Below are 16,940 nucleotides of genomic sequence, written 5' to 3'. Positions count from 1 at the left end.
CGAAGCCGTGCTGGTAGCCGCGGATGAGCGCGATATCGTGCGGGTGCGCAGCAACGTGCGTGGCGAAGATGTCTATCTGTACCGCCTGCATGGCCTGGGTCCGGACAAGTTGCGCGATCTGCTGGGGGCCTATGTCGCCACCGCGCAGCAGCTGCAGCAGGCGCCGCGCTTCTACAACTCGCTGACCAGCAACTGCACCACCGTGGTGTATGAGTTGATGCGCCGGATCGTGCCGGGTCTGCCACTGGATTACCGGCTGCTGTTGTCCGGCTATCTGGCCGGGTATGTCGCCGATGTCGGCGGGCTGACACCGGGCGTCTCCCTGGAACGGCTGCAGCAACTGGGGCGGATCACGCAGCGCGCCCGCGACAGCGGTGATGCTGCCGATTTCTCAAGCCGCATACGCGCCGGCGTGCCCGGCATCGGAATTGCTGGAGCCCTGCAATGAACCCACCGCGGCTGACTGGAATGCGTCGGCTGCTGCCGATCATGGCGGGGATGGCACTGCTGCTGTCCAGCGGCTGTGCGATGGTGAAGATGAAGTCGGTGAGCAGCACCGACTATGTGATGCTCAAGCGCGACGACATCCTCAACAGTGGCCGGTTGAGTGCGTTGTCGCAGGAAGCGCTGGCGGTGATCGGGCAGACCGCCGGCGAATGCGGCAAGGATCTGCCGGTGTGCCGGCAACGGGTGGCCGACAACGAAGGGCTGCATACCGAACAGCGGCTGTCGACCCTGGCCGAGTTGTGGATGCAGGAGGCGCTGGCGCTCACACCCCAGGCCAAGGGCGGCGAGCCGGTGCAGTTGCAGGCCAATGCGCTGGATGCATGGCTGGAGACCGCGCGTTATTCCTACGCCTACCTGTTCTTCAGTGGTCGTACGCCCGCGCAGAGGGCGCTGGAGGACCGGCTCACGCAGGTGCGTGACTATTACAACCATGCGGCCGAGCAGACCGCGTCGGTGGTGTTCCAGCGTGTCCGCACGCGCGCGCTGGAGGGGGAGGATTTCCTGCGCCCGGTGCAGGTGGATCGCTGGACCATCCGCACCACGCTTGACCAGCTCAACCTGCGCAGCGTTCCCAAACAGCTGGTGGCGGCCTCGTCGGTGAGCTTTGCCGGCCTGCGCAGTTCCTATCGCCGCGACGGCTTTGGTGCGGAGCTGGTGGTGGTGATGGAGTCGCCGCCGCTGGCGGTCCCGCTGGAAGGCGAGAAAGTGGAGTTGCCGGTCTACAGCGAAATGCCGGCGCTCAATGCCACCGCCGTGCTGAACTTCGAAGGCGATACGCTCGAGCAGGTGCTGGCCACGCGCACGATCCAGCTCAAGGCGTATTCGCCCGACATCACCACCAGCATCACCCTGCACGGGCAGGAGGTGCCGCTGGCGGCCAATTTCACCGCTGCCTATGGACTGTGGCTTGCCCAGTCGGGGTTTGCCACCGAGTCGCTGCGCACACTGTTCGGCCGCGGCGAGGGCATCCGCGAGCCGCATATCTACCTGATGCAGCCCTACGACCCGGACCGGCGCATCATCTTCATGCTGCACGGCCTGGCCAGCAGTCCGGAGGCCTGGGTGAACCTGGCCAACGAGATCATGGGGGATCCGCAGATGCGCAAGCACTACCAGGTGTGGTCGGTGTACTACCCGACCAACGCGCCGCTCGCCTTGAACCGCTACACCATCAGCAACGCCTTCAACCGCACGCTGCGTAATTTCGATCCGAAGGCCACGGCCGCCGCGTCGCATGACATGGTGTTCATCGGCCACAGCATGGGCGGTGTGCTCGCACGGCTGATGCTCAGTGATTCGGGCGAGGTGTTGTGGAAGGACACGGTGGAACGCTACAACCTGCGCGGTGAGCGCCTGAAGCGGGTGGAGGCCAAGCTGGGGCCGGTGATGCACTTCACCCCACAGCCCAACGTGCAGCGCGCGATTTTCCTGGCGGCCCCGCACAGGGGAACCGATGCGGCCGGTAATCGTCTGGGACGCATGATCGGCAAACTGGTGCGGCTGCCGCTGACCCTCCTCGGCGCATTCGGTGATGCGTTCATGGCCTTGCAGAACCCGGAGGAAGACGGCGGGAAGCCCAGGGAGCCGCGCATCAGCAACAGCATCGACAACCTCAAGGCCAGTGATCCGTTTATCGAATTCTCTTCGGCGTTGCCGATGGTGCCTGGCCTGAAGTACCACTCCATCATCGCCAAGCGTAAAGCCGAGGTGGCCACGGCCGACTCGGACGATGGTCTGGTGCCGTACTGGAGCGCGCATCTGGATGGCGCGTTGTCGGAGAAGGTGATCGTGTCCGGGCACAGCGTGCAGGAAACGCCCGAGGCGGTGCTGGAAGTGCGCCGTATCCTGCGCGAGGACCTGCACCAGGTCGATGGTGTGCCGCTGCACTGAGCGGTGTAATCCCAGGCCCGTGCCGCGCAATCGAAAAGGCCACCGACAGGTGGCCTTGGTGTTTCAGATTTCCGCTTCGATCCCCGGCATCGCCAGACGCGAGCGGGTCAGGGCCATACCGAGGTTGGCGGTGCGGCGGCAGACGAACACCATCACGTAGTCCGGGTAGCGCTTGCCACGCATGAAGATGTGGATCAGGTTTTCGCTGTTGACGATGATTTCCTGGAAGTAGTGCGCGCCTTCCTGCTCCTGCAGGCCGCGTGCGCGGCGGAACATCTGCTCGATGCTGCGGATGTTCGGGCCCTGGTACAGGTCGGCGGTGGCCGCGGCGACCAGGTCCAGCACTTCGCGCGGATGCGAATCCACGGTCTTGACCGACAGCAGCATGCCGGAGCTGATATCGACGTAGCCGGCGGCCACGCATTCGGGGATGGAGGCGACGGAGTGTTGCAGGGTGCTGTCGAGAGACATCGGGGTGATTCCTGGGGGAGGGAAAGAGAAGGGCGCCAGACCGCGGTGCGGTCCGGTTGCCGGGGGAGTTGAGGACAACAGATACCGATCAGCAGGCGCGGATCAGCAGGTTTTCTTCCAGTGCGTGAAGCAGGTCTTCCTGCTCCTGTGATTGCACGAAGCCCGGTTCGATGGTGCGCAGCCGGCGCAGTGCCTCTTCGGCGGTCAGTCCTTCGCGGATCAGCCACGCCGCGAGCACCAGCCCGGTGCGGCCCAGTCCCGCCAGACAATGCACGGCGACGACCTCGCCTTCGCGCAACATCACTTCGATCTTGGCCAGCAGCAGTTTGGCCCATAGCAATGGCGGTGCACCGCGATCGCGAATGCCCAGGTGGTAACTGCGCAAGCCGTGCGGGGCCAGCAGTTCGGCCGGCATCTCGCGTTCGGTCAGATTGACCAGCACGCTGATGCCCATGCCGCGCAGCAGTGCCAGATCGTGATCCATGGCGAACACCACGCCGGGCATCGGACAGCCCGCCAGCTTGCCTGGCACCAGCCAGTGGAAGCCGGTCGGGCCCCGCCGCGTGGGGGTGGCCGGCAGCGCGACGGGTACAGGCGGCGGACGTACGCCGAGGGTGTCGGCCGGCGCCTGGTTTGCGCCGGCAGCGGGAACGGGGGCAGCGACATCGTCCGCCAGCTCTTCTGCCCGCGCATCCGGCGCCGGCACGTGGCAACTGCCGGTGCGCAGGAACTGCGCCAGCACCGGGTGCCGCATGTCATTGGCGAAGAATGCGGCGGCAGGCGCATCCACCTGTACCTGGCCGCCGGCCAGCAGGATCGCGCGCGCTGCGATACGCCGCGCCTGCGCTTGATGGTGCAGCGTGATCAGGCAGGTATGGGTGGTGGCCAGGCGCTGGATCAGTGCCAGTACCGCTTCGGTATCGGCCGCATCCAGCTCGCTGGTGGGCTCGTCGATCAGCAGCAAGGGGCTGCCGCTGAGGGCCGCGCGCAGGATCGCCAGCTGTCGCGCCAGTCCACGCGGCAGATCGATCACCCGCTGCGACAACTGCGCGACCAGGCTATCGGCGCCCAGGGCGTGCAGCCGGGTGACGACTTCCTCGCGCAGCGCGTGCTGGCTGCTGCCTCCGTGCTGCTGGCGCAGCGCGGCACTGAGGTTCTCCAGGACGCTGAAGCCCAGTTCGCGTGGCTGCTGGTGCACCAGCGCCGGCGGGCGGGCGGCCGCCGGCAGTGGCTGGCCCTGGAACAGCATTTGGCCCCAGCGCTCGCCGTGGGCGTTGTGCTGACCGGACAGCGCCTGCAGCAGCGACGACTTGCCAGTACCACCCGGGCCCATCAGCACCACGATGCCCGGGCCATCGATCACCATATCGATCGATGCCAGCACCGTCCGGCGGCCACGGCTCATGCCCCAGCCTTGCAGCTGCAGCAGTGGAGGAAGGGATTTTTGCATGGGAAAAGACGTCATTTATCCGGCGCGGCCGCATCCATGGGCACGAGCGGAAGAGGGAAAGGGGGCCAGTATGGTGGGCCTCACTCCCATGTCAATTTGAGCCTTGCGTGAGCTGCGTCAAATTCTATGAATGGGGGTGGAGCCGCCACCGCCCCGTATGCACTGGATTACGGGACTGATTTGAAAGGGAAATTGTGGAAGCTGTAGCGCCGATTACAGGCGCGCAGGCGGAGGTCGCAACGCGCGGCCGGGCGTGATCGGCGGTTTCGGCAGTATTCAGAAACTTCGTTCGAAACCCACTTTCCCCTGGCCGGCGGTGGCACGTACCTGCAGTTCCACCCGCAGCTGGTCGTGGGGCCGCGCCTCCAGCAAACCGATCAGATCGGTGTACGGTCCCGTGCGTACCGCGCGCAATGCCACGTGCTGGCGCCTGCCCGACAGGTCGGTGGCCGTTGCGATGACATCGCCTTCGGCGGGCAGCTCCTGGTTGTCGCTGCGCTCGCGCAGCGCCACCACCAGCAAGGCGCGGTTGGCTTCGCGTTTGATCTCATAGCTGCGTGCCACCGCTTCGTTCATTGCCAGCGTTGGGAACAGGTTGTAGTGCACGCGCAGCGGACCCAGATCGGCATGGGCAGGTGCGGCTTGCGCGCGCGTTGCCGCCTGCGGTGGGGGTTGCCCGGAGCAGGCGGGCAGGCCGATGAGCAGCCCGGACAGCAGCAGTGGAATAAATCTGGACATGGCAGGTTTCCTCGGGCGGGTTGCCGGTGGGCTGCACGCGCAGGTACGCAGGCTCAATCGTTGGCGGCCGATAGGTCCCGCCCGCGGCGCGCGGCGGCTTCGATGGCCCTGGCGGTCAGAGTCTCAAAGCCTCCGGCCTGCAAGGTTTCGATGGCGGCCTGGGTGGTGCCGCCCGGGGAAGTGACCCGGCGACGCAGCTCGGCCGGCGCCTCTCCGGCCTCGGTCAACATGCGGGCCGCGCCCAGCACCGTATCCAGCACCAGCGTGCGGGCGGCGTCGGCGGGCAGGCCCTGTTCCAGTGCGGCCGCTTCCATCGCCTCGGCCAGCAGGAACACATAGGCCGGGCCGCTGCCGGAGACGGCGGTCACCGCATCCATCAGTGCCTCACTCTCGATCCAGACGGTGCGCCCGGCACTGGCCAGCACCTGTTCGGCCTGCGCACGTTGCGCCACGGTGACCCGGGCGTTGGCGAACAGGCCGGTAATGCCGGCACCGAGCAGGGCCGGGGTGTTGGGCATGGCACGGACGATGGCACGATCACCGCCCAGCCAGCGGTCCAGCTGGCCGCCGGTGATGCCGGCGGCGATGGAGACGATCACCGGTGCGGCCTGCTGTGCGAGTCCGGCCAGGTTGGCGCAGACCTCGCGCATTACCTGCGGCTTGACCGCCATCACCCACAGGGCAGCGCCGGGAACGGCCGCCGCGGCATCGGCGACGGCGGTCACGCCAAAGTCCCGCGCCAGCGCCGTGCGCAATGTCGCGACCGGCTCAGCGACGCGGATGCTGGCCGGGGCCACGCCGCGGCGGATCAGTCCGGCGATCAGGCTGCGGGCCATGTTGCCGCCGCCGATGAAGGCGATGCCGTCGGAAGAAAGGGAAGGTGACGTCGGTGAACCGGTCATGCAAGCCTCGACAGCGATCAGGGAGAAGGGCGTGGGCCGAACAGGGCGGTGCCAACGCGGACCATCGTTGCACCCTCGGCGATGGCCAGCGCGAAGTCGCCGCTCATGCCCATCGACAGTGTATCCACCTGCGGGTACCGCCCCGCCAAGGCATCGAACAGCTCCCGCATGCGCGCGAATGCGGCGCGCCGGCGTTCCGCCTCGGGGTGGGGCGCGGGAATGGTCATCAGCCCGCGCAGGCACAGCATCGGCTCGCGGGCGATGGCGGCGGCCAGCGCCTGGACCGCGTCCGGGCTGCAGCCGTGCTTGCTGTCCTCATCGTCGATGTTGACCTGGATCAGAACATTGAGCGGCGGCCGCCCTGCTGGACGGTGACGGGCAAGCGCGGTGACCAGCTTGGGCCGGTCCACGGTCTGTACCCAGTCAAAGGTCCGGGCGGCAAGCTCGGCCTTGTTGGACTGCAGGTGGCCGATCAGGTGCCATTCCAGCCCCAGCGGCGCCAATGCCTGCACCTTGGCGGCCGCTTCCTGCACATAGTTCTCGCCAAACGCCCGCTGGCCCTGCCCGGCCAGCGCGGCAATCGCGCCGGCCGGTTGCAGTTTGGAAACCGCCAGCAGGCGCACCAGGTGCGCGGCCGGTGAAATAGCGGTAATTTCCTGCACAAGCGCGGCTAGTGGCACAGTGGACACACGGGTCTACCTCTTACGTGGGAACGCTATACTGCCTGCCAGGGGAAACACCTTCCAGATACACGCAACGCAGGGGATATAGCGGCGTATGGATATCGCTGAACTTTTGGCGTTCTCGGTCAAGAACAAGGCCTCGGACCTCCACCTTTCCGCCGGCTTGCCGCCGATGATCCGCGTGGACGGTGACGTCCGCCGCATCAACATCCCGGCGCTGGACCACAAACAGGTGCACGCGCTGGTCTACGACATCATGTCGGACAAGCAGCGTCGCGACTACGAAGAGTTCCTCGAGGTCGACTTCTCGTTCGAGATTCCCTCACTGGCGCGCTTCCGTGTCAACGCGTTCAACCAGAACCGTGGTGCCGGTGCGGTGTTCCGTACCATTCCCTCGGAAGTGCTGACGCTGGAAGATCTGGCCTGCCCGCCGATCTTCCGCGAGCTGATCGAACAGCCGCAGGGCCTGATCCTGGTCACCGGCCCGACCGGTTCGGGCAAGTCGACCACGCTGGCGGCGATGATCGACCACATCAACAAGAACGAATATGGCCACATCCTCACCGTCGAGGACCCGATCGAATTCGTGCACACCTCGCAGAAGTGCCTGATCAACCAGCGCGAAGTGCACCGCGACACGCATGGCTTCAACGAGGCGCTGCGCTCGGCGCTGCGTGAAGATCCGGACATCATCCTGGTCGGCGAATTGCGTGACCTGGAAACCATCCGTCTGGCACTGACCGCCGCCGAAACCGGCCATCTGGTGTTCGGCACCCTGCATACCAGCTCGGCGGCCAAGACCATCGACCGTATCATCGACGTGTTCCCCGCCGGCGAGAAGCCGATGGTGCGCTCGATGCTGTCCGAATCCCTGCGCGCGGTGATCTCGCAGGCGCTGCTCAAGCGTGTCGGTGGTGGCCGCATCGCCTCGCACGAGATCATGGTGGCCACCCCGGCCATCCGCAACCTGATCCGTGAAGACAAGGTGGCGCAGATGTATTCGGCGATCCAGACCGGTCAGCAGGTGGGCATGATGACGCTGGACCAGAATCTGCAGGATCTGGTCAAACGCAGCCTCATCACGCGCAACCAGGCCAAGGAATACGCCAAAGACAAGCGATTGTTCGAATGATCGGCGTGGTGTTGATCCGTAACCGTAGCGCCTCTGTCGGAGCATTGTCATGAGTACCATCGACTTCACCTCGTTCCTCAAGCTGATGGCGCACCAGAAGGCGTCGGATCTGTTCATCACCGCCGGCATGCCGCCGTCGATGAAGGTGAACGGCAAGCTGTCGCCGATCACCCAGACGCCCCTGACGCCGCAGCAAAGCCGTGACATGGTGCTCAACGTGATGACGCCGGCGCAGCGCGAGGAGTTCGAGAAGACCCACGAGTGCAACTTCGCCATCGGCCTGTCCGGTGTCGGCCGCTTCCGCGTGAGCTGTTTCTACCAGCGCAACCAGGTGGGCATGGTGCTGCGTCGTATCGAGACGCGCATCCCGACTGTGGAAGAGCTGAATCTTCCGCCGGTCATCAAGACCCTGGCGATGACCAAGCGCGGCATCATCCTGTTCGTCGGCGCCACCGGTACCGGCAAGTCGACCTCGCTGGCAGCGATGATCGGCTACCGCAACCAGAACTCGACCGGGCACATCATCACCATCGAGGATCCGATCGAGTTCGTGCACAAGCACGAGGGCTGCATCATCACCCAGCGCGAAGTGGGTATCGACACCGACAGCTGGGAGGCCGCCCTGAAGAACACGCTGCGGCAGGCGCCGGACGTGATCATGATCGGCGAAATCCGTACCCGTGAAGGCATGGACCACGCCATCGCGTTTGCCGAAACCGGCCATCTGGTGCTGGCCACGCTGCACGCCAACAACGCCAACCAGGCGATGGACCGCGTGATCAACTTCTTCCCGGAAGACCGCCGCAACCAGTTGCTGATGGACCTGTCGTTGAACCTGAAGGGTGTGGTGGCGCAGCAGCTGGTGCCCACGCCCGATGGCAAGGCCCGCCGCGTGGCGATGGAGATCATGCTTGGCACGCCGCTGGTGCAGGATTACATCCGCGAGGGTGAGATCCACAAGCTCAAGGAAGTGATGAAGGACTCCGTGCAGCTGGGCATGAAGACCTTCGACCAGAGCCTGTTCGAGCTGTATCAGGCCGGCGAGATCAGCTACGACGATGCGCTGCGCTACGCCGACTCGCAGAACGAGGTGCGTCTGCGCATCAAGCTTGCCCAGGGTGGCGACGCCAAGACGCTGGCGCAGGGGCTTGATGGCGTGGAGATCGCCGAGGTCCGCTGACCGCAGTTTTCCCATCGACATCGCTGGAAGGAGTAAGTGCAGATGGAAGTGCAGAACCCCTATCTCCCTCCAGCGGCTCCGGTGGTCCCGGTCCCTGCGCCGGCCGCTGTTGCGCGGCCGGCTTCTGTTCCGGTTGAATCCGGAACAGCGCAGGTGCACCCGGAGGTGTTTGCTCCGTCCACCGGCAAGCTGGTCATGATGAGCCTGTGCACGTTCGGTCTGTACGTGCCGTACTGGTTCTACCGCAACTGGCAGGCCATTTCCGACCAGGAGGGTGGGGATATCTGGCCGTTCTGGCGCGCGGTGTTCGCACCGCTGTGGGGATTCAGCTGTTTCCCCCGGCTCAATAGTTACGTTTCCAGCAGGCGGCGGCAGCTGGCGTTTCCGCCGCTAGTGCTGGCACTGGTGTTCTTCCTGCTCAACTTCATCGCCAACCTGTCGATGTTCTTTCCGCGCAATATCGGCAAGAACCTGTGGGTGATCGGCCTTTTCACCTTTGTTCCGCTGCTGCCGATGAACTCGCTGATGCGCAGCTACCAGCAGTCCCTGCGGATGGACATGCGCCGCCAGGATCGCCTGCTGGTCTGGCACATCCTGATCATCCTGTTCGGCGGCTTGCTGTTGCTGCTGGGGCTGGCGGGCATTTTCCTGCGCGGTTGAGTCGGCCAATGTCCGGGCCACGGCGCCGTGCTCAGGCCTGCATCCACGCCGGGCCAATCGCGGCGATGCGCGCTTGCACCGGGCAGTCCTGGCGGTGTGCGCCTGGCAGGTAGCCCAGGCTCATCAGGAACTCGCCGGTGATCTCGCCACCGGTGAAACGGAAGGTCTTCTTGAACAGCTTCACCCAGTCCGCCTTGGGCAAGGGGTGGTGGGCATCCAGCCACTGGACGAAGCCGCCGTGGCTGGCACGCAGCTGCTGGATCACCTGCGCGTTGTGGATGGCCGCATGCACCTTCAGGCGGTTACGGATGATGCTGGCATCGTTGAGCAGGCGCGCGACATCGCCCTGGCCATAGGCGGCCACCTTGTCCACCGAAAAACCGTCATAGGCGGCGCGGAAGCCCTCGCGTTTTCTCAGAATGGTCTCCCAGCTCAGCCCGGCCTGGTTGATCTCCAGCACCAGCCGCTCGAACAGCTCGCTTTCCTCACGCTGCGGAAATCCGTACTCGTGGGCGTGGTAGTGGGCGTGAACAGGGTGGCCGGGAGCGATATCGCAATAGCTGGACATGGGCGCAGGCGCAGGTAAGGGCGGCGTCATTATCCGCCAGCACGCCTTCAACGGCGGTAAACGCTAGAATAGGCGCATGTCCGCGCTGTCTTCCCCACTTGCCAATCACCTGCTGGTGGCGCTGCCGTCGCTGCTCGATCCCCATTTCGCCCGCAGCGTTTCGCTGATCTGCCAGCACGATGAGAATGGTGCGATGGGCGTGATGGTGAACCAGCCCTCCGAGTACACCCTGGGCGAGGTGTTGATGCAGATGGATATCGTCTCCGATGACGAGGCCCTGTGCGCACAGCCAGTCCTCAGCGGCGGTCCGGTGCATACCGAACGCGGCTTTGTGATCCACGACGATGCCCGCAGCTGGGATTCCAGCCTGACGGTGGCCGAAGGTCTGTACCTGACCACCTCGCGCGACATCCTCGAGGCGATGGCGCGCGGGGAAGGGCCGCGGCATGCGCTGGTCACGCTGGGATGCGCGGGCTGGGGCGCCGGCCAGCTGGAGCAGGAGCTGGCTCAAAACAGCTGGTTGACTGTGCCGGCCGATGCTGGATTGCTGTTCGATACACCGATGGACCAGCGCTGGCAGCTGTCGGCCGCGCGCATCGGGGTGGACCTGTTCCGTCTGGCGGGATACAGCGGACATGCCTGATCCGGCCCTTTCCACCGACAGCACGGTCCTCGGGTTCGATGTCGGTTCGCGCCGGATCGGCGTGGCGATTGGCAGTTCCTTCGGTATGAATGCCCGTGCGATCGCGGTGATCGATGTGCACGCAGCTGGTCCTGACTGGACTGCGCTGGATCGCCTGTTCAAGGACTGGCGTCCGCACGGTCTGATCGTCGGTGATCCATTGACACTTGATGGCGAGGACCAGCCCAATCGCAAGCGCGCGCGTGCTTTCGCGCGGCAGCTGCAGCAACGCTACAAGGTGCCGGTGTTGATGATCGACGAGCGCTCCAGCTCGGTGGAGGCGGCGCGCCGCTTCGCTGTCGAGCGCTCGGAAGGTCGCAAGCGTCGTCGTGACGCCGCCAACCTGGACGCGGTCGCCGCGGCGGTCATCATCGAGCGCTGGTTGTCGGCTCCGCACGATGCCATTCCTGTTTCCTGACTCCTGCCAAGAACTCTGTCATGACCGCTTCGCAACTCGATGCACAAGGACGTTTGCGCCACCTGCTGACCCTGGAAGGGCTGCCCCGCGAGAACCTGCTGCAATTGCTCGATCGTGCCGGTCAGATCCGAGATGCGGCGATGGGCCGGGTCGGCAACAAGCGCTCCGTGCTTGCCGGTACCGCCGTGTGCACGCTGTTCTTCGAGCCCTCCACGCGCACCCGCAGTTCGTTCCAGCTGGCCGCGCAGCGGCTGGGCGCCGATGTGCTGAACTTCGATGCGTCCACCTCATCGGCACGCAAGGGCGAAACCGCCTGCGACACGTTGCGCAATCTGGAGGCGATGGGCGTGCGCGGCTTCATCGTGCGCCACCCCGATGATGGCGCGGTGGCTGAGCTGGCCGCGGCTGCGGGCGAGGGCACCGCACTGGTCAATGCCGGCGATGGTCGCAGCGCGCACCCGACCCAGGGCCTGCTGGACATGCTGACCTTGCGTCAGGCCAAGGGACCGGATTTTTCGAAACTGAAAGTGCTGATCACCGGCGATGTGAAGCACTCGCGGGTGGCCCGTACCGACCTGCATGCGATGCGTACGCTGGGCGTGGGCGAGATCCGTGTGTGTGGCCCGCAGGCGCTGCTGCCGGACGAGGAAACGCTCAAGGGCTGCATCGTCGGCCAGGACTTCGACGCGATGCTGGAAGGCGTCGATGCGCTGATGATGCTGCGCTTGCAGCGCGAGCGCATGGAAGAAGGGCTGGTGCCCTCGCTGGAGCAATACCACGCCGAATACGGCCTCACCGCCGAACGCCTGAAACGTGCTGGCAAGGATGCGGCGGTGTTGCACCCTGGGCCGATCAACCGCGGCGTGGAGGTCACCGACGAGGTCGCCGATGGCCCGCAGTCCTGGGTGCTGCGCCAGGTCGCCAACGGCGTGGCGGTGCGCATGGCCGTGCTGGAAACGCTGCTGGCCTGATCATTCGGTTCAGGGGCGGGAGGTCGCGGTGCTGTCGGCATCGGCCTTGCGCTGCAGCTGCTGGATGTAGATCAGCTCGTTGGCGGCGATTCTGCTTTCCGGGTCCAGCTGCAACGATGCCTCGTAAGCCTGTCGGGCGGCCGGAAGGTCGCCCAGTTCGATCAGCGCAAACCCGGTGCCGCGCAGTGCCAAAGCTTCCAGATAGGCCGCTTCGGGGTGGCTGCGGGTGAGCGCCAGTGCCTGCCGATAGTTTTCCAGTGACCCGGCCCAGTCGCGGCGGCGGGTTAGGGCCGCGCCGCGTTCGGTCAGGGGCTCGGGTTCGTAGGGCGCGCTGGCATGGGCCTTGTCCAGCCAGCGCAAGGCCTGCTCGATCTGGTCCTGCTCCACGGCGATATAGCCCAGATGCTTGTAGGCATTGGCGCAGGCCATATCCAGCCAGTCGGTGGGCTGGCCATCGCCGTGGGTATCCAGATAGTGCAGATACTGGCGCTGGCTGCGGAACGCCCGTACCTGGCGTCCGGGTACGGCGAGGTAGGCGTCACACTGCCTCGCCGCATCCAGCAGGGCAGGCCTGGCCCTGGCGTGATCGCCTTTCAGGCTCTGTGCGATGGCCTGCTCCACGGGTAGGCGCAGCTGGCTTCCCAAAGCCGGCTCTGCCATAGGGGAGCGCAGCGGCGTAGTACTCAGCACCGAAGGACTGGTCTCACTCTGGGCCAGTGCCACGTTGCAAAGGCCGGCGACAACCAGCAACAGCAGGCGCATACAACGTTCCTTGGCAAGGGCGTTGGGGCGAGCCTAGCGCATTGGGCCGGGGACTGTCAGGGGCACAACGCCCTGCTCAGGCGCGCGGGGCCATCGCCAGAATCTCCAGTTGCTGCCGGGCTTCAACGTTGCCTGCCGCGGCGGCGGCCTGTACGGCGGCCAGATCCGGGTGCTGGATAATCAGCAGCGGGAATTCGCATTGCGGGCAGCTGTATTCGGTCTGCTCATCGTGCAGCTCCATTTCCATCTGCCGCGAGGCACCTTGCCAGTCACAGGAAGGGCAGGTGTGGGTGTGCTCGCGCCAACCGGGCTGGTAGTAGTCGTGGACGGTAACGGTCATTGGGTACTCAGTGCAGCAGGATCAAAGTGGCAAGGCCGAGGAAGCTGAAAAAGCCCATCACGTCGGTCACTGCGGTCACCACCACGGTACCGGCGACGGCCGGATCCACGTTCATGCGCTTGAGCATCAGCGGCAGCAATACACCGGCCAGCGCGGCGGCGCAGAAGTTGATGATCAGCGCCAGGGTGATCACCACCGACAACAGCATGCTGTGGAACCACAGGAAAGCGATGATACCCACCACCACGCCGATCAGGGTGCCGTTGATCAGCGCGACCCGCATTTCCTTCCACAGCAGGATGCGGGCGTTGCTGGGGCCGACCTGACCCAGCGCCAGACCGCGCACCATCAGCGTCAGCACCTGCACCGCGGCGTTGCCGCCGACGCCGGCGACGATCGGCATCAGTACCGCGAGGGCGACGATTTTCTCCAGCGTGACTTCGAACTGGCCGATCACCGAGGCGGCAAGAAAGGCCGTGCACAGGTTGATGCCCAGCCACACCACGCGGCCGCGCACCGCGCGCTTGATCGGCGAGAACAGATCCTCTTCCTCGTCCAGACCGGCGGCGCCGAGCGCCTGATGCTCGGCCTGCGAACGGATGATGTCGACCACGTCGTCGATGGTGATGCGGCCGAGCAGGATGTTGTTGTCGTCCACCACCGGCGCCGAGACCCAGTCGTGGTCGGAGAACTGGCGCGCGACTTCCTCGGCGCTTTCGCCGACATCGATGGCCGGCTGCTCGTCGTCGATCAGGCGGTTGATCGGCGTGCTGTCCTCATGCGTGACCAGCGCCGCCAATGACAGCCGGCCCAGATACTGGTGGCGACGGCTGACCACGAACAGGTGATCGGTGTGATCGGGCAGCTCACCGCGCAGGCGCAGGTAGCGCAGCACCACATCGACGTTGACGTCGGCGCGCACGGTGACCACATCCGGATTCATCAGGCGGCCGGCGGTATCCTCCGGATACGACAGCACCTGCTCCAGCCGCTCGCGGTTCTCGCGATCCATCGACTTGAGGACTTCGTCGATGACGGTATCGGGCAGATCCTCGACCAGATCGGCCAGATCGTCGATGTCCAGGTCTTCGACCGCGGCGATGATCTCGTCCGGGTCCATGTCCGCCAGCAGGCTTTCGCGGACTTCATCACCGACGTGGACCAGCACCTCGCCGTCGTCTTCCGGATCGACCAGTCCCCATACGACTTCGCGTTTGCCTGGCGGCAGCGATTCGAGCAGGTTGCCGATCTCGGCCGGCGCCAACGTGTTGACCAGACGACGCACCGGCCCCAAGCGCCCACTGTCGAGCGCATCGGAAAGCAGGCGCAGCTGTCGCGCGGTCTTGTCGTGGCGTACGGCTTCGGCCATCGGAGCTCCAGAGAGAAGAAAAGGCCGTTATCCGGAGACAGGATGCGGCATCAGCGGTGTCCAGCGCGTCATTATTGCGTGCGCGCATCAGGGATGCACCGTGTTTCTACGCCGGTGGCAGCTCAGGCCGGAGCCGATTCGCGGATCCAGCGCTCAATGCCGCGCCGATCACGTGCCTGCAGCAGCTTCTTGCCGCGCTGGCGCAGCATGCGCAGATCGCTGTCGCGAATGGTGCGGCGGACCTCCAGCAGCGTGGCCGGATGCAGGCTGAACTCGGTCAGTCCCAGTGCCAGCAGCAGCGGCACCATCTGCGGATCGCCCGCGATCTCCCCGCATACCGCCACCGGTGTGGCGTGTGCCTGCGCGGTCTGGATCACCTGCGCCAGCAGCCGCAGCACCGCCGGATGCAGTGGCGAATACAGCGCGCCCACAGCCTCGTTGTTGCGGTCGGCCGCAAGCAGGTACTGCACCAGATCATTGGTGCCGATGGACAGGAAATCCACCTGGTCAATGAGCGTCTCCAGTGCGATCGCCGCTGCCGGCACTTCGATCATCGCGCCCAGTGGCGTCTGCTCCGCCACGGCATGACCCTCGGCCCGCAGCGCCACCGCCAGGCGGCTCATGCGCCGTTTGACCGCCAGAATCTCCTCGCGCGCGCTGACCATCGGCACCAGCACGCGTACCGGTCCATAGCCGGAGGCGCGCAGGATCGCCCGCAGCTGTGCATCGGCAACCTTGGGGTGGGCCAGCGACAGGCGCACGCCGCGCAGCCCCAGTGCCGGATTCTCCTCGCTGGTCAGCGCCAGCCCGGTGCGGTCGGCCTTGTCCGCCCCCAGGTCCAGCGTGCGGATGGTGACCGGGCGGCCACTCATGCCCAGCACCGTGTCGCGGTAGATCTGGAACTGTTCCTCTTCCGTGGGCAATTCGTTGCGCTGCAGGAACAGGAACTCGGTGCGGTACAGGCCCAGACCGTGCGCGCCCATCGCGTGGGCGCTGGCGACATCCTCGTGCGATTCGGCGTTGGCCAGCAGGGTGACGTCGACACCGTCGCGAGTGCGGGTGGGTTTGGAGCGCAGCCGTCCCAGTTCGCGTTGCTCGCGGGCCAGCTCGCGCAGGCGCAGCCGGTACTGGCGCAGGTCCTCGGCACCTGGATCGAGGGTGACCTCGCCCGTGCCGCCATCCAGAATCAGCACGTCACCGTCATTGATGCGGCTGAGCACCCCGCTGGCGGCGACGACCAGGGGCAGGTGCAGACTGCGCGCCAGGATGGCGCTGTGCGACAACGTGCTGCCGGCGCTGCTGACAATACCGACGACGCCCTGCGATTGCAGCTGCGCCAGTTCAGACGGGGCGACGTTCTCGCAGACCAGGATCTCGCCGGCCAGTCCCTTCACTCCGGCCGGACGTTTGTGCAAAAACGCGTGGATGCGCCCGATGACGTGATCCAGGTCATCCAGACGGCTCTTCAGGTAGGCGTCTTCCATCCCTTCGAAGACCTGGGCGAGCCGGTCGCGCTGGGTGCGCAGCGCATAGGTGGCGCTGTAGCGGTTGTTGCGGATCAGGTCATCCAGCGCCACCAGCAGTTCGGGATCATCCAGCAGCATCGCATGCAGATCGAGGAACTCGCCGACTTCGGCGGGCAGTGCACCTTGCAGGCGATGGCGCAGGTCGCGCATTTCCGCGCGGGCGGCGTCCAGGGCCAGGTGCAGGCGTTCCAGTTCGGCCGGCACCGCCGCGGCGGGCACGTGCTTTTTGCCGGTCTCCTGGGTGTAGGGCAGTCTCACCCGGGCACGGCCCAGCGCGGTACCGCGGGATGCGCCATGGCCGTGCAGCCGGATCACCACCGCGCGCTCCCGCGCCGTGTGACGGCAGTGCGCTGCTGGGGGGCGCAGCGGGCCATCAGTTGTCCTCGTCGAAACGCCGTTCGAACAGATCTACCACGGCCGCCAGTGCCGCCGCTTCGTCTTCGCCATCCACGCGCACGGTGACCGGAGTGCCCTGGCCGGCGGGTAATCCCCCCGCAAAACCAGCGCAGTGAGAAGTAGAAGTTTTCGAAGGAAAATTTCTACCATGAAGAAGTCCCGATTCACCGACAGCCAGATCATCGAGGCGCTCAAGCGCGTAGAGGCTGGTCTTGCCGTGCCCGAGCTGTGCCGCGAGATGGGCGTCAGCACGGCCACGTTCTACAAGTGGCGCTCGAAGTTCGGTGGCATGGAT

At 65.6% G+C, this 16,940-nt stretch carries 19 protein-coding genes and 1 pseudogene; 9 read left to right on the top strand and 11 right to left on the bottom strand.

Annotated elements, in window-relative coordinates; translation table 11 throughout:
* Together ARC78_RS11235 and ARC78_RS11230 are read left to right on the top strand one after the other, a co-directional pair.
* A partial coding sequence (locus ARC78_RS11235; RefSeq protein WP_145974329.1) for a lipoprotein N-acyltransferase Lnb domain-containing protein occupies positions 1-448 on the top strand: 448 nt, incomplete at its 5' end.
* Positions 449-468: 20 nt separating this feature from the next.
* Positions 469-2,397 (top strand): esterase/lipase family protein, encoded by a 1,929-nt coding sequence (locus tag ARC78_RS11230; RefSeq protein WP_158499985.1) that lies wholly within the window; start codon positions 469-471, stop codon positions 2,395-2,397.
* 63 nt (positions 2,398-2,460) lie between these two features.
* Here ARC78_RS11230 and ARC78_RS11225 read toward each other — a convergent pair whose 3' ends face one another.
* The 5 genes from ARC78_RS11225 to ARC78_RS11205 all read right to left on the bottom strand — a co-directional run bounded on the left by ARC78_RS11225 (position 2,461) and on the right by ARC78_RS11205 (position 6,638).
* Positions 2,461-2,868: a hypothetical protein gene (locus tag ARC78_RS11225; RefSeq protein ID WP_054660039.1), complete on the bottom strand. Its 408-nt coding sequence runs from the start codon at positions 2,866-2,868 to the stop codon at positions 2,461-2,463.
* Positions 2,869-2,956: 88 nt separating this feature from the next.
* Complete coding sequence (locus ARC78_RS11220) at positions 2,957-4,318, bottom strand: phosphatase domain-containing putative toxin (protein ID WP_158499984.1); 1,362 nt, start codon at positions 4,316-4,318, stop codon at positions 2,957-2,959.
* A 276-nt stretch (positions 4,319-4,594) separates the two neighbouring features.
* Entirely contained in the window at positions 4,595-5,056 is a 462-nt protein-coding gene (locus ARC78_RS11215) for a DUF4426 domain-containing protein (protein WP_054660688.1), read from the bottom strand.
* Between the two features lie 53 nt (positions 5,057-5,109).
* Positions 5,110-5,958 (bottom strand): pyrroline-5-carboxylate reductase, encoded by an 849-nt coding sequence (gene proC, locus ARC78_RS11210; protein WP_057506321.1) that lies wholly within the window; start codon positions 5,956-5,958, stop codon positions 5,110-5,112.
* A gap of 17 nt (positions 5,959-5,975) precedes the next feature.
* Positions 5,976-6,638 carry a YggS family pyridoxal phosphate-dependent enzyme gene (locus tag ARC78_RS11205; RefSeq protein WP_057506323.1) on the bottom strand — a complete coding sequence of 221 codons (663 nt, stop codon included), beginning with the start codon at positions 6,636-6,638 and terminating at the stop codon, positions 5,976-5,978.
* Positions 6,639-6,735: 97 nt separating this feature from the next.
* Between ARC78_RS11205 and ARC78_RS11200 the strand changes: the two genes are divergently transcribed.
* From ARC78_RS11200 to ARC78_RS11190, 3 genes are all read left to right on the top strand, one after another.
* Positions 6,736-7,773 (top strand): type IV pilus twitching motility protein PilT, encoded by a 1,038-nt coding sequence (locus tag ARC78_RS11200; protein WP_054658377.1) that lies wholly within the window; start codon positions 6,736-6,738, stop codon positions 7,771-7,773.
* Between the two features lie 49 nt (positions 7,774-7,822).
* Positions 7,823-8,953 (top strand): PilT/PilU family type 4a pilus ATPase, encoded by a 1,131-nt coding sequence (locus tag ARC78_RS11195; RefSeq protein WP_057506320.1) that lies wholly within the window; start codon positions 7,823-7,825, stop codon positions 8,951-8,953.
* Between the two features lie 165 nt (positions 8,954-9,118).
* Positions 9,119-9,613, top strand: coding sequence for a hypothetical protein (locus ARC78_RS11190; protein WP_145974328.1), 495 nt, complete (start codon positions 9,119-9,121; stop codon positions 9,611-9,613).
* Between the two features lie 31 nt (positions 9,614-9,644).
* Here ARC78_RS11190 and ARC78_RS11185 read toward each other — a convergent pair whose 3' ends face one another.
* On the bottom strand, positions 9,645-10,181 hold the full coding sequence (locus ARC78_RS11185; protein ID WP_054658373.1) for a DNA-3-methyladenine glycosylase I: 537 nt from the start codon (positions 10,179-10,181) through the stop codon (positions 9,645-9,647).
* Between the two features lie 76 nt (positions 10,182-10,257).
* Here ARC78_RS11185 and ARC78_RS11180 point away from each other — a divergent pair, with 76 nt between their 5' ends.
* From ARC78_RS11180 to ARC78_RS11170, 3 genes are read left to right on the top strand one after another with little or no spacing between them, the layout of a single operon-like run.
* Entirely contained in the window at positions 10,258-10,824 is a 567-nt protein-coding gene (locus tag ARC78_RS11180; protein WP_057506319.1) for a YqgE/AlgH family protein, read from the top strand.
* A complete protein-coding gene (gene ruvX, locus ARC78_RS11175; protein ID WP_054658371.1) occupies positions 10,817-11,281 on the top strand; it encodes a Holliday junction resolvase RuvX in 465 nt (154 codons plus the stop codon). The genes ARC78_RS11180 and ruvX overlap by 8 nt, the downstream gene beginning before the upstream one ends.
* A 20-nt stretch (positions 11,282-11,301) precedes the next feature.
* Positions 11,302-12,252 carry an aspartate carbamoyltransferase catalytic subunit gene (locus ARC78_RS11170; RefSeq protein ID WP_054658369.1) on the top strand — a complete coding sequence of 317 codons (951 nt, stop codon included), beginning with the start codon at positions 11,302-11,304 and terminating at the stop codon, positions 12,250-12,252.
* A 9-nt stretch (positions 12,253-12,261) separates the two neighbouring features.
* Here the strand turns inward: ARC78_RS11170 and ARC78_RS11165 are convergent, their stop codons facing one another.
* From ARC78_RS11165 to ARC78_RS16960, 5 genes and pseudogenes are all read right to left on the bottom strand, one after another.
* Positions 12,262-13,014: a tetratricopeptide repeat protein gene (locus ARC78_RS11165; RefSeq protein ID WP_054658367.1), complete on the bottom strand. Its 753-nt coding sequence runs from the start codon at positions 13,012-13,014 to the stop codon at positions 12,262-12,264.
* A gap of 76 nt (positions 13,015-13,090) precedes the next feature.
* Complete coding sequence (locus ARC78_RS11160) at positions 13,091-13,354, bottom strand: hypothetical protein (protein WP_057506318.1); 264 nt, start codon at positions 13,352-13,354, stop codon at positions 13,091-13,093.
* A gap of 7 nt (positions 13,355-13,361) precedes the next feature.
* A complete protein-coding gene (gene mgtE / locus ARC78_RS11155) occupies positions 13,362-14,723 on the bottom strand; it encodes a magnesium transporter (RefSeq protein ID WP_054658365.1) in 1,362 nt (453 codons plus the stop codon).
* A gap of 122 nt (positions 14,724-14,845) precedes the next feature.
* On the bottom strand, positions 14,846-16,567 hold the full coding sequence (gene ptsP, locus ARC78_RS11150; protein ID WP_057506317.1) for a phosphoenolpyruvate--protein phosphotransferase: 1,722 nt from the start codon (positions 16,565-16,567) through the stop codon (positions 14,846-14,848).
* Between the two features lie 55 nt (positions 16,568-16,622).
* A pseudogene (locus ARC78_RS16960) lies at positions 16,623-16,736 on the bottom strand (HPr family phosphocarrier protein); the annotation flags it as partial.
* Positions 16,737-16,793: 57 nt separating this feature from the next.
* On the opposite strand from ARC78_RS16960, the gene ARC78_RS11140 reads away from it, so the two are divergent.
* Positions 16,794-16,940 (top strand): transposase (locus tag ARC78_RS11140; RefSeq protein ID WP_145974327.1); only part of this gene is annotated, 147 nt, incomplete at its 3' end.

Origin of the sequence: Stenotrophomonas pictorum JCM 9942, assembly GCF_001431585.1 — a bacterium.
GTDB lineage: Bacteria > Pseudomonadota > Gammaproteobacteria > Xanthomonadales > Xanthomonadaceae > Stenotrophomonas > Stenotrophomonas pictorum.
This window is presented reverse-complemented; position numbering and strand designations above follow the sequence as displayed.

Excerpts from the sequence above, each read along its gene's own strand:
- ARC78_RS11215 (WP_054660688.1), bottom strand. The coding sequence starts at position 5,056 with ATGTCCAGATTTATTCCACTGCTGCTGTCCGGGCTGCTCATCGGCCTG.
- ARC78_RS11165 (WP_054658367.1), bottom strand. The coding sequence starts at position 13,014 with ATGCGCCTGCTGTTGCTGGTTGTCGCCGGCCTTTGCAACGTGGCACTG.
- ARC78_RS11185 (WP_054658373.1), bottom strand. The coding sequence starts at position 10,181 with ATGTCCAGCTATTGCGATATCGCTCCCGGCCACCCTGTTCACGCCCAC.
- ARC78_RS11230 (WP_158499985.1), top strand. The coding sequence starts at position 469 with ATGCGTCGGCTGCTGCCGATCATGGCGGGGATGGCACTGCTGCTGTCC.
- ARC78_RS11170 (WP_054658369.1), top strand. The coding sequence starts at position 11,302 with ATGACCGCTTCGCAACTCGATGCACAAGGACGTTTGCGCCACCTGCTG.
- ruvX (WP_054658371.1), top strand. The coding sequence starts at position 10,817 with ATGCCTGATCCGGCCCTTTCCACCGACAGCACGGTCCTCGGGTTCGAT.
- ARC78_RS11225 (WP_054660039.1), bottom strand. The coding sequence starts at position 2,868 with ATGTCTCTCGACAGCACCCTGCAACACTCCGTCGCCTCCATCCCCGAA.
- ARC78_RS11160 (WP_057506318.1), bottom strand. The coding sequence starts at position 13,354 with ATGACCGTTACCGTCCACGACTACTACCAGCCCGGTTGGCGCGAGCAC.
- ARC78_RS11220 (WP_158499984.1), bottom strand. The coding sequence starts at position 4,318 with ATGCAAAAATCCCTTCCTCCACTGCTGCAGCTGCAAGGCTGGGGCATG.
- ARC78_RS11180 (WP_057506319.1), top strand. The coding sequence starts at position 10,258 with ATGTCCGCGCTGTCTTCCCCACTTGCCAATCACCTGCTGGTGGCGCTG.
- ARC78_RS11200 (WP_054658377.1), top strand. The coding sequence starts at position 6,736 with ATGGATATCGCTGAACTTTTGGCGTTCTCGGTCAAGAACAAGGCCTCG.
- ARC78_RS11195 (WP_057506320.1), top strand. The coding sequence starts at position 7,823 with ATGAGTACCATCGACTTCACCTCGTTCCTCAAGCTGATGGCGCACCAG.
- mgtE (WP_054658365.1), bottom strand. The coding sequence starts at position 14,723 with ATGGCCGAAGCCGTACGCCACGACAAGACCGCGCGACAGCTGCGCCTG.
- proC (WP_057506321.1), bottom strand. The coding sequence starts at position 5,958 with ATGACCGGTTCACCGACGTCACCTTCCCTTTCTTCCGACGGCATCGCC.